The organism is Terriglobus roseus, from assembly GCF_900105625.1.
Classification (GTDB): domain Bacteria; phylum Acidobacteriota; class Terriglobia; order Terriglobales; family Acidobacteriaceae; genus Terriglobus; species Terriglobus roseus_B.
This window is the reverse complement of the sequence record NZ_FNSD01000001.1, coordinates 623,624-636,208: the sequence shown is the minus strand read 5'-3', so window position 1 is coordinate 636,208 and position 12,585 is coordinate 623,624. Positions and strand designations below refer to the sequence as shown.

13 protein-coding genes are annotated in these 12,585 nt (G+C 59.9%); 8 read left to right on the top strand and 5 right to left on the bottom strand.

The features are described 5' to 3' along the window. The 3 genes from BLW03_RS02605 to BLW03_RS02595 form a co-directional block, all read right to left on the bottom strand. Positions 1-1,479: a hypothetical protein gene (locus BLW03_RS02605; RefSeq protein ID WP_074652211.1), complete on the bottom strand. Its 1,479-nt coding sequence runs from the start codon at positions 1,477-1,479 to the stop codon at positions 1-3. 103 nt (positions 1,480-1,582) lie between these two features. After that, complete coding sequence (locus BLW03_RS02600) at positions 1,583-2,104, bottom strand: peptidylprolyl isomerase (protein ID WP_074655725.1); 522 nt, start codon at positions 2,102-2,104, stop codon at positions 1,583-1,585. Between the two features lie 66 nt (positions 2,105-2,170). Continuing rightward, a complete protein-coding gene (locus BLW03_RS02595) occupies positions 2,171-2,938 on the bottom strand; it encodes a peptidylprolyl isomerase (RefSeq protein ID WP_074652210.1) in 768 nt (255 codons plus the stop codon). Positions 2,939-3,106: 168 nt separating this feature from the next. Here BLW03_RS02595 and glgX point away from each other — a divergent pair, with 168 nt between their 5' ends. Then, positions 3,107-5,227 (top strand): glycogen debranching protein GlgX, encoded by a 2,121-nt coding sequence (glgX, locus tag BLW03_RS02590; protein WP_074652209.1) that lies wholly within the window; start codon positions 3,107-3,109, stop codon positions 5,225-5,227. Between the two features lie 198 nt (positions 5,228-5,425). Next, positions 5,426-6,478, top strand: a complete 1,053-nt coding sequence (locus BLW03_RS02585) for a ThuA domain-containing protein (RefSeq protein ID WP_074652208.1) — start codon at positions 5,426-5,428, stop codon at positions 6,476-6,478. Between the two features lie 181 nt (positions 6,479-6,659). Here BLW03_RS02585 and BLW03_RS02580 read toward each other — a convergent pair whose 3' ends face one another. Continuing rightward, a complete protein-coding gene (locus BLW03_RS02580; protein WP_348270827.1) occupies positions 6,660-7,151 on the bottom strand; it encodes a TlpA family protein disulfide reductase in 492 nt (163 codons plus the stop codon). 22 nt (positions 7,152-7,173) lie between these two features. On the opposite strand from BLW03_RS02580, the gene BLW03_RS02575 reads away from it, so the two are divergent. The 5 genes from BLW03_RS02575 to truB all read left to right on the top strand — a co-directional run bounded on the left by BLW03_RS02575 (position 7,174) and on the right by truB (position 11,019). Then, entirely contained in the window at positions 7,174-8,370 is a 1,197-nt protein-coding gene (locus BLW03_RS02575) for a glycosyltransferase family 2 protein (RefSeq protein WP_083350273.1), read from the top strand. A gap of 35 nt (positions 8,371-8,405) precedes the next feature. Next, positions 8,406-8,861 carry a 6-pyruvoyl trahydropterin synthase family protein gene (locus tag BLW03_RS02570; protein WP_074652207.1) on the top strand — a complete coding sequence of 152 codons (456 nt, stop codon included), beginning with the start codon at positions 8,406-8,408 and terminating at the stop codon, positions 8,859-8,861. Further along, the gene (locus BLW03_RS02565; protein ID WP_074652206.1) at positions 8,862-9,323 is read left to right on the top strand and encodes a 6-carboxytetrahydropterin synthase; all 462 of its coding nucleotides are present in this window, start codon (positions 8,862-8,864) and stop codon (positions 9,321-9,323) included. Positions 9,324-9,372: 49 nt separating this feature from the next. After that, complete coding sequence (folE, locus tag BLW03_RS02560) at positions 9,373-9,996, top strand: GTP cyclohydrolase I FolE (RefSeq protein WP_074652205.1); 624 nt, start codon at positions 9,373-9,375, stop codon at positions 9,994-9,996. A gap of 147 nt (positions 9,997-10,143) precedes the next feature. Further along, positions 10,144-11,019: a tRNA pseudouridine(55) synthase TruB gene (gene truB, locus BLW03_RS02555; RefSeq protein ID WP_074652204.1), complete on the top strand. Its 876-nt coding sequence runs from the start codon at positions 10,144-10,146 to the stop codon at positions 11,017-11,019. 4 nt (positions 11,020-11,023) lie between these two features. Here the strand turns inward: truB and BLW03_RS02550 are convergent, their stop codons facing one another. Then, positions 11,024-11,773: an arylesterase gene (locus BLW03_RS02550; protein ID WP_244502182.1), complete on the bottom strand. Its 750-nt coding sequence runs from the start codon at positions 11,771-11,773 to the stop codon at positions 11,024-11,026. 120 nt (positions 11,774-11,893) lie between these two features. On the opposite strand from BLW03_RS02550, the gene BLW03_RS02545 reads away from it, so the two are divergent. After that, the gene (locus tag BLW03_RS02545) at positions 11,894-12,583 is read left to right on the top strand and encodes an ABC transporter ATP-binding protein (RefSeq protein ID WP_074652203.1); all 690 of its coding nucleotides are present in this window, start codon (positions 11,894-11,896) and stop codon (positions 12,581-12,583) included. The last annotated feature ends 2 nt before the right edge of the window (positions 12,584-12,585 follow it).

The following is a 12,585-nucleotide window of genomic DNA, read 5'->3' as shown; positions in this document are numbered from 1 at the left end:
TTATTGCAGCGCGTCCCGGGTTTTGAGTCTTCTCAAGAGCCAATCTGGTAGCGGTGCAGTGATTGGCTTGCCGGTCGCTGCAATGACCTGCAACGGATAGCCATGCACCGTTATCCGTTCGACCGGGTTTGGGAGGCCCCTAAGCTCCGAGCACTTCAATTCGCTGCCCATCTCACGCAGGGTTGGGTCGAGCTTATTTTCGAAGCAGACGATGACATCCCCCGAGACGGTCCTGCCCGTCTGCAACACTCTTCGGTCAAGTGCCACGAAATGCCCCGGGTGCGCGAACCAGACGTTGCTGTTGCCCAACACGCTGGCATCAGCGATGCGAAGACCCTCGCTTCGTGCGGTGCGATCGATAGCCCAGCCTATTTCGCGCTGGTCCGCACTTGTCAGTGCCGGAGCCTGCCGAATGGATATCGAGTAGCGGTAAGCATATTGCGGCAGCATGATCGCAAGCACTGCCAGGACGATGAGCTTCCATCGACGTTCCGTGAAGAATGCACCTGTAACAAACAACGCGAAGAATGGCATGATCAGGACGAAGTAGCGTGGGTTGCCCCACTTGAGAACCACTGATGCCACGACGGTCACGGCGATCGCCACTGCTGGCCATTCCTTCAATAGATGTTGCCGCGTACGTACGCTGATCACTGTTGCGGTGATAAGCGCGATCATCTCGGGCCAATGTCGCTTGTAGAGGAACAGGTACTGAAAGACAAAACCATGCGTGCCGGCGGAGGCGTCCACCGACGACCAGTCGGCGTGATAAAAGGTGCTGACAGCATGAGGATGCAGCGCGAAGTAGACGGCGACGGCAAGTCCTGCGGCAAGTGCCATCCACGGCAATCGACGCAGGCGTGCGTACCGCGTACCCGGCATCATCAATAGGGCAGTGAAGACGCCCAGCACCACGACAATCGCGGCAGGTTCAATCTCAACGCTGACGCACGCGATCAGCGCGGCAGAGAAGACCCATCCGCGAACGGCACACCACAGCGCCGCTATCAACAGGAACAGCGCCAGGAATTCAAATCGCGTTCCTTGACTTACGACAACAAACGGCTCCGTAAGACCAGCAACGGCGATCACGCAAAGCGTGAAGTGGACAGAATGCCTCAGCCGCCGGCAGACGTCCGCCAGCAGTGCCAGCGAGGCGGCCACGAAGCAGGTACTCAGAGCCGCGAGTCCCCGCAGTGACCAGCCCAACGCATTCATCAGGGGCGCCTGCACACAGGCGGCCAGCTTCCCAAAGGCCTCTACTCCGCCCATCCCTCGCGGGAAATGACGCTTATAGAGCGTGTCTGTCACGATGCCATCGTTCCAGTAGTTGTAGCTGAAGCTCGCGAACCAGGGATCATCCACCTGAAAGGTGCGGAAGTGGTCGAACAGCAGGACGTACAGCATCACAATGGCGGTGACGAAGACTACCTCTGCGCGGGAGAACCGGCGCAGGCCGCCGCTTGAGCTTTGCGTCATCAGCACACTGTAATTCCAAGCCCGACTGGGCGTCGCCGCAAACAAAGGAAACGACGCCAGCACCGAAGGGCGCTGGCGTCGTCTTGTCTGCTGCTGATTCGAATTAGACGCGCTCGATCACAACGGTATCCAGCGTGATGGCCTTCTTCGGGCGGTCCATGCCGTCGCGCGGAGCCTTGCTGATCTTCTCCACAATGTCGTAGCCCTCGACCACTTCACCGAAGATGGTGTGGCGGCCGGTCAGCCATGTGGTAGGAGCGACCGTGATGAAGAACTGCGAGCCGTTCGTGTTGGGGCCGGCGTTCGCCATGGCCAGCTTGCCGGTGGTCTGGAAGCCGTGCGGCGAACCCTTGGTCTCATCGGCAAACTTGTAGCCGGGGCCGCCCATGCCGGTGCCTTCCGGATCTCCGCCCTGGATCATGAACTCAGGAATCACGCGGTGAAAGACGGTGCCGTCATACAGCTTGTCGCCCTTCTTGCTGCGGCTCTCCCAGGACTTCGTGCCCTCGGCCAGTCCGATGAAGTTGGCGACGGTCTCCGGCGCGTCCTTCTCATACAGCTTGGTGACAATGGTGCCTTCACTGGTATTGAAGATCGCGTAGGTTCCCGGTGTGCGTTCTGCCATGGTTTCGTTCTCCTTCTTTGGTGCCGTTCTGTGTGATGCCTTCGCCATGAAAACGGCGTGTGAAATCTACTTCGCCGCGGGGACTGCGGCAGGGGCTGCAGGATCGGCCGGCAGTGGCTGGCCTTCCGGCACGATGGTGACCTTGTTGATGGTCACCGGCGTTACAGGCTTGTCGTTTGAGTTCTTTTCGACGCGTGCGATCGACTGCACGATCAGGACGGAGTGCGCATCGCACTGACCGAAGATGGTGTGCTTCCCATTCAGTTCCGGCACGGGCGCTTCGGTGATGAAGAACTGTGTGCTGCCCGTACCCGGCCCGGCGTTTGCCATCGCAAGACGGCCTTCCCGGTCAAACCTCAGTCCTGGCGAGCGCTCTTCCGGAATGTAGTAACCCGCATCCCCGGCGCCGGTGCCGGCGCGGTCGCCACCCTGGATCATGAAGTTCGCAATCACCCGGTGAAATGTGGTGCCATCGTAAAAGCGCACACCCTTCATCGGCTTGTCGGTGATTGGATCGGTGAAGGCTTTCGTTCCAGTTGCAAGGCCGACAAAGTTCTCAACCGTTTTGGGTGATTCGTTCGCAAAGAAGTGGCAGGTCAGGCGGCCCATGCTGGTGTCGATGATGGCCGTCGGACCGTTTGGCATTGGTGGGATACCCAGGCCCTCCGATGCTCCGGGAGAGTCAGGCAGATCGTCCACCGGTGCGGCGGGTTTGGTCTGCTGTGCCGGTGCCGGAGTCTCCGGTGGCGTGCCAGGCTCAGCCTTCTGGGCGTGGATGGGCAACGCCAGGGCGAGGCCCGCAAGGATCGTGTAAGACGTAAGTCGCAACATCATGCCGCCTTCAAGAATACGCCCGATATCGAGCGAGGGCGAACGTGCGCGCCATTCTGCGCTGGATACCAGTCATAGCGCAGAAGCGATCGTTCGCGCAGCCCATCCTCCCGTCGCGCCCATGCATCCCACCACCGAAGACTCAATCGGAATAGGAAACGAACGACACATATGACACGCACCGTTCTGCCCGGAAGGCCCTACCCGCTGGGCGCTACAGCGTCCTCAAAGGGCACAAATTTTGCACTCTACAGCGAAAACGCCACAGCCGTCTCGGTCTGCTTCTTCGACGAAAATGACCAGCAGATCGATTGCGTTGAGCTGAAGGAAAGAACTGCCTTCGTCTGGCACGGCCTGGTGCGCAACATCAAGCCCGGGCAGCGTTACGGCTTTCGTGTAGACGGGCCCTGGGAGCCGGAGAAGGGACTTCGCTTCAATAAGGCAAAGCTGCTTGTCGATCCCTACGCCAAGGCCATCACTGGCGACGTGGACTGGAAAGCGCCTGTCTTCCCGTATGACGTTATGAGCGGTGACGACCTCAAGCTGGATACCCAGGATTCCGCCGCAGGCGTGCCGAAGAGTGTGGTCATCGACAGCCGTTTCGATTGGGAGGATGACTGTCCTCCAGACCTGCCGCTCTCCGATTCCATCATCTACGAGTTGAGTGTTCGCGGCTTCACCATGCAAAACACGGCAATCCCTGAAAAGCTCCGCGGTACCTACGCGGGTCTTGCCTCCGAACCCAGCATCAAGTACCTGAAGATGCTGGGCGTCACCGCCGTTGAACTGCTACCAGTCCATCACTTCATCGATGAAGGCCATCTGGTCGACCGCGGCCTTCGCGACTACTGGGGCTATAACACCCTCGGCTACTTCGCGCCCATGTCTCGATTCAGTTCTACCGGAACCACCGGCGAGCAGGTGCGCGAGTTCAAGGAGATGGTGAAGACCCTGCACAAGGAGGGCATCGAAGTCATCCTGGACGTGGTCTATAACCACACCTGTGAAGGCAACGAGAAAGGGCCGATGCTGTCGATGGAAGGCATCGACAACACGACCTACTACCGGCAGGTTGCGGACAGTCCCCGCTACTACATGGATTACACCGGTACTGGAAACACACTCAACGTGTCTCATCCGCAGGTGCTGATGCTGGTGATGGATTCGCTGCGTTACTGGGTTACGGAGATGCACGTCGACGGCTTCCGCTTCGATCTGGCAAGCACGCTGGCCCGCGACGAAGAGGGCGTCCAGAAGCTCTCAAGCTTCTTCAACGTCATCCACCAGGATCCCATCCTGCAGTCCGTGAAGCTGATTGCAGAGCCGTGGGATGTGGGCGAGGGTGGCTACCAGGTCGGCAACTTCCCGGTGCTGTGGGCAGAGTGGAATGGCAAGTACCGCGACACGGTGCGTCGCTTCTGGAAGGGCGACGAGGGCTTGCTGTCGGACTTCGCCTATCGCATTACCGGCTCCAGCGATCTGTACCAGAACGACGGGCGCAAGCCGTATGCCTCCATCAACTTCATCACCGCTCACGACGGCTTCACGCTGACGGACCTGGTCAGCTTCAACGAGAAGCACAACGAGAACAACGGCGACAACAACACGGATGGCGCCGATAACAACGACAGCTGGAACATGGGTGCGGAAGGTCCGACGGACGATCCGGCCATTAATGAATTACGTGAACGTCAAACGCGTAACTTTCTCACAACGTTGATCTTGTCTCAGGGTGTTCCGATGATCTGCGGTGGAGACGAAGTTGGCCGTTCGCAACGCGGAAACAACAACGGCTACTGTCAGGACAATGAGATCACCTGGTATGACTGGAAGCTGGACCCGCCCCGGCAGCGCCTCATGGAATTCACAACCAGGCTGATTGAACTGCGTGCCAAGCATCCGAACCTGCGCCGCAAGAAGTTCTTCCAGGACCGCACCATTCGTGGCTCCCTGGTAAAGGACATTGCCTGGTACGGCACGGGCGGTGACGAGTTCCGCGACGAGGACTGGAATGCCGACTGGCAGAGGTCGCTGGCGTTCATGCTGAACGGACGGACACTGGGTGTCAGCGATGACGATGGAAACCCCGTCACCGACAACAGCTTCCTGCTGATGGTGAACGCCGCACACGATGGCGTGGAATTCACGCTGCCACCGCCGCCCTCCGACACACCCTGGCACCAGGTATTGGATACCCAGAACATCGATGACCCGTTCGCGCCGGAGACCCTCGGCGAGAAGGTGATCCTGGGCGGCCGATCGATGCGTGTCTTCCGCGACGGCAAGCCGTAGAGGCAAGCGCAGTGAGGATCCCACTCATGACGGTGAAGCTGTCAGGAGTGCGGCACCCGCTCTCGGCAGCAACGATAGAGCGGGTGCCCTGTCCCTACGCGAACCGAACGTGGGGGATTCCGCGAACCGTTGACGATCCTCCGCACCGCAGTTACCGTATGACGGCAGCCCACCAGCAGCGCCGGGAGTTTCCAAAAGATGAGCCTTCGCTTCGCCCTGCCCCTAGCCCTTGTCCTGACCAGCACAGCCGCCGTCGCGCAGGCACCCGCAGCTCCACCGCGTCCAGCACCCCGGCCGGACACCGGCTCGACGGCTGAGCTGAGAGAAAAGACCGTACCCAGTCCGGACACGCGCCCGCAGAGTATCAAGGATGGCGTGCAGCTCCAGAAGCCACAGCTACAGGACTATGTGGCCATGCTCGACAACATTCCACGTCACGCACTGGCAAAGCCGAAAAAGCCAAGAAAGGTGCTGCTGCTGGCGCATGCGGCCGGCTTTGTGCACTCGTCGATTCCGATCGCGGCAGAGGCCGTGAAGGCGATGGGCGAGGCTACCGGCGCGTATAGCACCACCATCACCTTCGATCCCGCGGACATCAACGCGGCGAACCTGGCGAACTATGACTTGATCTTCCTCGACAGCACAACGCTGAATTTCCTCGATGACCCGAAGGATGCTGCAGCGACGGAGGCGCGCAAGAAGGCGCTGCTGGACTTTGTGCGTGACGGCAAAGGTCTGGCGGGCATTCATGCGGCGGGAGACTCGTACCATACGTCTCCGCCACGCGGTTCGACCGAAGCACCGACTGGCACATGGCAGGACTTTGACACCATGATCGGTGGCTACTTCAAATTTCACTGGCTCTTCCCGCAGCCCATCACCGTGAAGATCGACGATCCGAAAAGTCCCCTGACCGCCATGTTCCACGGCCAGGAGTTCACCGTGCATGACGAGATCTACACCTTCGTGCAGGACTCCTTCTCACGCAAGCGGGTTCACGTTCTCACCAGCCTGGACTACGCAAAGATGAGCGACGTCGACAAGGCAAAGGAGACGCCGGCGACCAAGCGTACGGACGGCGACTACGCGCTGAGCTGGATCCGCCACGAAGGCAAGGGCCGCGTCTTCTACGAGGCACTCGGCCACAGCGAACACATCTACGCCACAACGCCGATCATGGAACACGTCCTCGCCGGCATCCAGTACGCACTTGGCGATCTGCCAGCAGATGACAGCCCAAGCGTGAAGTAGCCAACCCCGTCATCCTGGGCGAAACGAAGCGCAGCGGAGTGCAGTCAAGGACCGCATTTCGCCGACGGCGCCACAAAACCGATCGGCAGTCCGACCCAGGTCTGTGGCACCGAAAACGGAAATGCAGGTCTTGCGACTCCGCTGCACTCCGCTCAGGATTTGGCGGTGCCTGAAGAGGATTTTAAGAAATCTTCTGCAAGTACCCAAGAATCTCAGGGTTCGTCCACTGCTGGGGCCCAATGAACTTCCGGCGAATCATCCCGCCCCGGTCGATCAGGAAGGTCTCGGGCGGGCGGACCGATCCATATTTCAGGTTCGCGCCTTCCATACCGGTACGGATGCTGAGGATGCTCATGTCGTACTGTTTCAGGAATTTGGCGTAAGCTGCCGGATCGTCGTCGATCGAGACGGCAAGAACCTGTACGTCGGGCCGGGCTCTCTGAAGGGCCTGCAGACTAGGCAGTTCATCGATGCAGGGCGCACACCACGTTGCCCAGAAGTTCAGGACAACCACCTTGCCCCGGAACTGGCTTAGGCGGACGCTTTGCGATCCGTCCTGGATGGTGAAGTCGGGCGCAGTTTCCGCAATCTGCTGCGGATGGTCACCACGATTGCAGCCCGTCAACAGCAGGGCAGCGGCCAAAGCAAAACGCAGCGTCGCAGAAACTCTCACGCTTCCTATAATACGGAGGCGCATGCCAGACGAGTCCAGCACTTCCCAACCCGAGCACCAGACCACCGACCGCGTCGCTCCAGCGCCGGAACTTGACCTTCGTTTTGACGGCAGCCCCTCTGCCTCCAGCTTGCGGCGGACCGCACCCGTCCTCCACATCGAGGAGGACGAGCCGTCAACGCACACCCTGACCGTCCTGATTCCGGCTCGCAATGAGGCTCACAACCTGCCTGGCTGCCTGGACTCTCTGGTCAGGCAATCCGAACCTGGATTCGTTCTGGGGGAGCAGTGGCACATCCTGGTCATTGACGATAATTCATCGGATGAAACGTCTCAAATTATAGCGACATTTGCCGATAAGTGTAATGGTATCATGGCTTTAAGCGCTCCTTCGCTGAAGAGCGCTACCCGCGGTCTCACAGGCAAAAATGCTGCACTCTGGTTTGGCGCCTCGCAGCCACTGGCGCACACTGCGAAATGGCTCCTCTTCACCGATGCCGACACCCTGCATGAGCCGGGCAGCACCAGCCGAGCCATAGTCGAAGCCGAGCGCCACGAGCTCGCCATGCTGAGCTACTCGCCACGACAGCTCGTTGCCAACTTCGCGCAGCGAGCGCTGATGCCACTTATCTTCTCCGAGCTCGCAAGCACCTATCCACCAAAGAAGGTCAGCGACCCATCGAATCCCATCGCCGCGGCAAACGGCCAGTTCCTGCTCGTCCGTCGGCAGGCCTATTTTGATGTGGGAGGGCACATGGCTGTGGGCTCGTCCGTGCTGGAGGACGTAGCACTCGCCAGGCTGTTGAAGCGTCGCCACCCCATCCGCCTGCGCTATGCACCGGAGGCGGTCAGCGCCAGAATGTATGCGTCCACACCGGAGATGATCGAGGGCTGGACGAAGAACCTCGCACTGCTCTTCGGCAATCCGCTGATGATGGCAGCCATCGCATTGCTGAACTTCGTTCTCCTTCTGGGCCTGCCACTGTTGCCACTCCTGATGCCGAATCTCGTCGTCTGGCAGGCGCTCGCCGTCTTCATCGTCTGGCTGCGCGTGCTGCTGCGCTACTTCTCACGAGTCGGACAATCGCACGCGCCCTTTCTTGATCGCATCCTTACGGTCATGGCACTGCCTTTATTCGCGGCCCTGTTGTTCCGCTCCTGGCAGAACGTGAAGATCGCGAAGGCAGTCACGTGGAAGGGAAGAGAGTACACGACCTAGCGACCCTTGGGGCCGTAGACTCATCCAATACGACAATGATTTACCTGACACGCAAAGCCGAGTTCTCCTCCGCCCACTTCTATCGCAACCCCGCGTGGAGCGAGGAGAAGAACCGCGAAGTGTTTGGCAAGTGTGCCAACACGAACGGGCACGGCCACAACTACACGCTCGAAGTCACGGTCGGCGGCGAAGTCGATCCCGTCACCGGCTTTGTCGTCGACCTGAAGCTGCTGAAGGACATCCTGGAACAGGAGGTGGTCAGCGTCTATGACCATCGCCACCTGAACCACGAAGTTCCAGAGTTTGCGAATGTCGTGCCGACTACGGAGAACATCGCGGTCGCGATCTGGCGGCGCCTCGATGGCAAGATCCCGAACGCGAAACTGCAGCGTGTGCGTGTCTACGAAATGGACGATCTCTTCGCCGACTTCTACGGCGAGGGCGTGAACGATCTGCCTGCGGATCGTGTCGCGCCAGAGTTGGTGGCCTAGATGCCGATCGCTCATTTCACTCGCCGCTACCGCTTGTCGGCCTCTCATCGGCTGCATGCGCCCTGCCTCTCGGAGGAGCAAAACCGCGACACCTACGGCAAGTGCAACAACCCGTTTGGGCACGGCCACAATTACTTCATTGAGATTACGGTAGCTGGTCCCATCGATCCGGAGACGGGATTCGTGGTCGACATGGTGAAGCTGGATGAGCTTGCGAAGCGCGAACTGACCGACCGCTTCGACGCGCAGCACATGAATGCCGATTCGGTCTTCAGTGGCGACTTTGTTCCATCGACTGAGAACCTAAGCGTCGAAGTGGAGCGGGTGTTCCGCCGCGAGGTGCCACTGCTGGATTCCATGGGCCGTCTCCAGCTACATCGTGTACGCATTGAAGAGACAAAGAACAACAGCTTCGATCTTTTGGCTCCGGGCCAGTCCGATGCCTTGATTCCAGCGCAATAAATGCACGCCCTGCAACCGATTGCATAGCCGCGCGTCTGAAAGAAGAATTATGAAAGACAGTCGACTGGAAACGAATACTGCTATTGCCGAACCAGAAGTAACACTTCACGATGCGACCACCGCAGAGCTTTACCGCGAGTTGTTACAGCGTGTCGGCGAGGATCCTGCGCGGGATGGCCTGCTGAAGACGCCGGAGCGCATGGAGAAGGCGATGACCTTCCTGACGCGCGGTTATGAGCAGAATCCGACGGACATCCTGCGCGGCGCGCTCTTCGATGTTGACTATGACGAGATGGTGATCGTGCGCGACATCGAGTTCTACTCGTTGTGCGAGCACCACATGCTGCCCTTCTTCGGCAAGGCGCACGTCGCCTACATCCCGAAGGGCAAGGTCATTGGCCTCAGCAAGGTCGCCCGCCTGGTCGATGTTTTTGCACGCCGCCTGCAGGTGCAGGAGCGCATGACGCGCGAGATCGCCGACGCGGTCGTTGAGGCCATCCACCCGATGGGCGTGGCCGTCATCCTTGAGGCACAGCACCTGTGCATGATGATGCGTGGAGTGGAGAAGCAGGGCAGCATGACCTCCACATCGGCCATGCTCGGCTGCTTCCGTGAGAGCGCGCAGACCCGCAACGAATTTCTGTCGCTCATCCGCAGACCCAGCGGCTTCTAGTGCCTCGCACCATTCGCGACGCGGTGAAGTGCGTGCACCTGCAATGCTCAATTGGTTGATAGCACGTCTTCGGCACGGGCATTGCCGAATCCGGCAGCGGCAAACCATCACGAGCAGGCGCAATCGGTGGTCTAATCGAAGACTGCAATGAATGGACTCCTGATCTTCGATAAGCCCCCCGGTCTCACCTCGCACGATGTTGTTTCTCTCGTTCGCCGCGCCACGGGGGAAAAGTCCGTTGGCCATCTGGGCACACTGGATCCAATGGCAACCGGCGTCCTTCCGTTGCTGCTAGGCAAGTGGACGCGCTTGGCCCAGTTCTTTAACGCTGCGGAGAAGCACTACACCGGCACCATCCGCTTCGGCTTCGCGACCGACACCTACGATGCCGAAGGCGAGCCCGCAGGCGAAGCGCAACCACTAACCTGCACGCTGGACCAGCTGCGCGAACTAGGAAAGCGCTTCCACGGCGAACTCGACCAGGTGCCGCCTGTCTTCTCCGCAAAGAAGATTGGCGGTGTGCCTGCGCACAAGCTGGCACGGCAGGGCAAGGAAGTGACTGTGAAGCCCGCGCGGATCACCATCCACGGCTTCGAACTCACGGGGCTCGTTGGAGACACGGCGAGCTTTACCATGCATGTGTCGGCTGGCGGCTACGTGCGGTCCGTAGCGCATGAGCTTGGCCAACTGGCAGGCTGCGGCGCGCACCTGAGTGCACTGCGCCGCGTGCAGGCTGGTCCCTTTACGTTGGCCGAAGCGATCACGCGGGAGCAACTGATCGCAGCAGTCAACGCTGGCAACGTCGAGACGCTCTTGCCCCATGCGCGTACCGTTTTGCCGGGCATGCCCGCCGTGACGGCGGATGAAGGTTCGCAGAACAAGCTCCGAAACGGCATGGCAGTCAACCTGCCGGAGTTTTCTGATGCTCCGCTCGTGCGGATATTCAAGGACCGCAACGAGCTGCTGGGCATCGGTCGCCGAGTGGCAGGTACTTTGATACAGCCCTTTGTGAATCTTGCCTGAGCGGCTACTTCTTTAGCAACGGCTTGATTAGGCCAAAAATATTCCTTGAGACCTGCTTGCAGCCTTGTGCTGTGGGGTGGATGCCGTCCTGCTGAATACTGCCGGGAACGCCGTAGACGCCTTGCAGCACGAACGGCAGAAGCGGCACTTTGTGCTTTTTCGCAAGGACCGTATACGTCTCGTTGAAGCTCTTGATATAGGGCTGGCTGTATTGCGGAGGCAGCGTGATGCCGGCCATGGCCACCTGCGTGCCGCTGTTCTGTAATTTGCTGACGATGCTGTCGAGGTTTGAGCGCGAGCTGGCTACCGGCACGCCGCGTAAGCCGTCGTTGCCGCCGAACTCCACTACAACGACCGCGGGCTTCATGGCCAGGACGCGGTCCACGCGAGCCAGTCCGTCCTTCGTCGTTTCGCCACTGATGCCCATGTTGACGACGCGATAGCGATAGCCTGCACTGTCCAGGTCGCGCTGCAGGTCGGCGGGATAGCTGCTTTCGACGTCGACACCGTAGCCTGCGGTGAGGCTATCGCCAAAGCAGGCGATGACGGGCCGCGCGTCCGTGGCGGCAGCGTCGTCGGTAGCAACCGGAGCCGCATGAGTGGTGATGGATGGCAAAGCTTTCGCGCCTCCGTTGTTGGTATCGCTTGCCGATTCGGCACGTCCCGGCTGGCAACCTGAGATCATCAGCAGGGCGCACGCGGTCATCATTGCGGCTGCCTTGCTGCTGTGCCTCAGCGGCAGGCGCTGTATCATCGTGCTCAATCCGGAACAATATCCCTGCATCATCCGTCCAACGTAGCAAAGTTTCTGAAAGCGAGTGCGAGCCTGAACCCCGAGACCTCAACCGCCAGCAGCGCCGCACCCAGCATCCGTGTGGCAGGCCTTCGCAAGTCGATCCGCAATGGCCCACGCACGATCGAAATTTTGCGCGGCATTACGTTTGATGTCACCCCGGGCGAGTTTGTCGCTATCGTCGGCTCCTCGGGTTCGGGCAAAAGTACTCTGCTGGGCCTGCTGGCTGGCCTGGACACGCCCACAGAGGGCAATGTGACCCTGCAGGGGACAGCCATTAGCTATCTGGCTGAGGACAAACTGGCCGAGGTCCGTGGCAGGCTGATTGGCTTCGTCTTTCAGAGCTACCAACTGATCCCAACACTGACCGCGCTCGAGAATGTGCTGCTACCCCACGAACTGAATGCCCCCTCGATGGAGCAGGCCGCAGGCATCGCGCGCGCTAAAGACCTTCTCGCAGCCGTTGGTTTGGCGGAACGTGCCGACCATTATCCCGTGCAGTTATCCGGCGGCGAGCAGCAGCGTGTCGCACTTGCGCGCGCCTTCATCCTACGTCCACCTATCGTCCTCGCAGACGAGCCGACCGGTAATCTCGACACGCACAACGGTGCGCACATCATGCAGTTGCTCCTTGATCTGAATCGGCAGGAGGGCACCACACTTGTGCTCGTCACGCATGATCCAGCGGTCGCAGCGCACGCAACGCGGGTGCTGACGGTTCGTGACGGGGAAGTGATCTCCGACATCTACAAAATGCCGGAGCAGGCGTAATC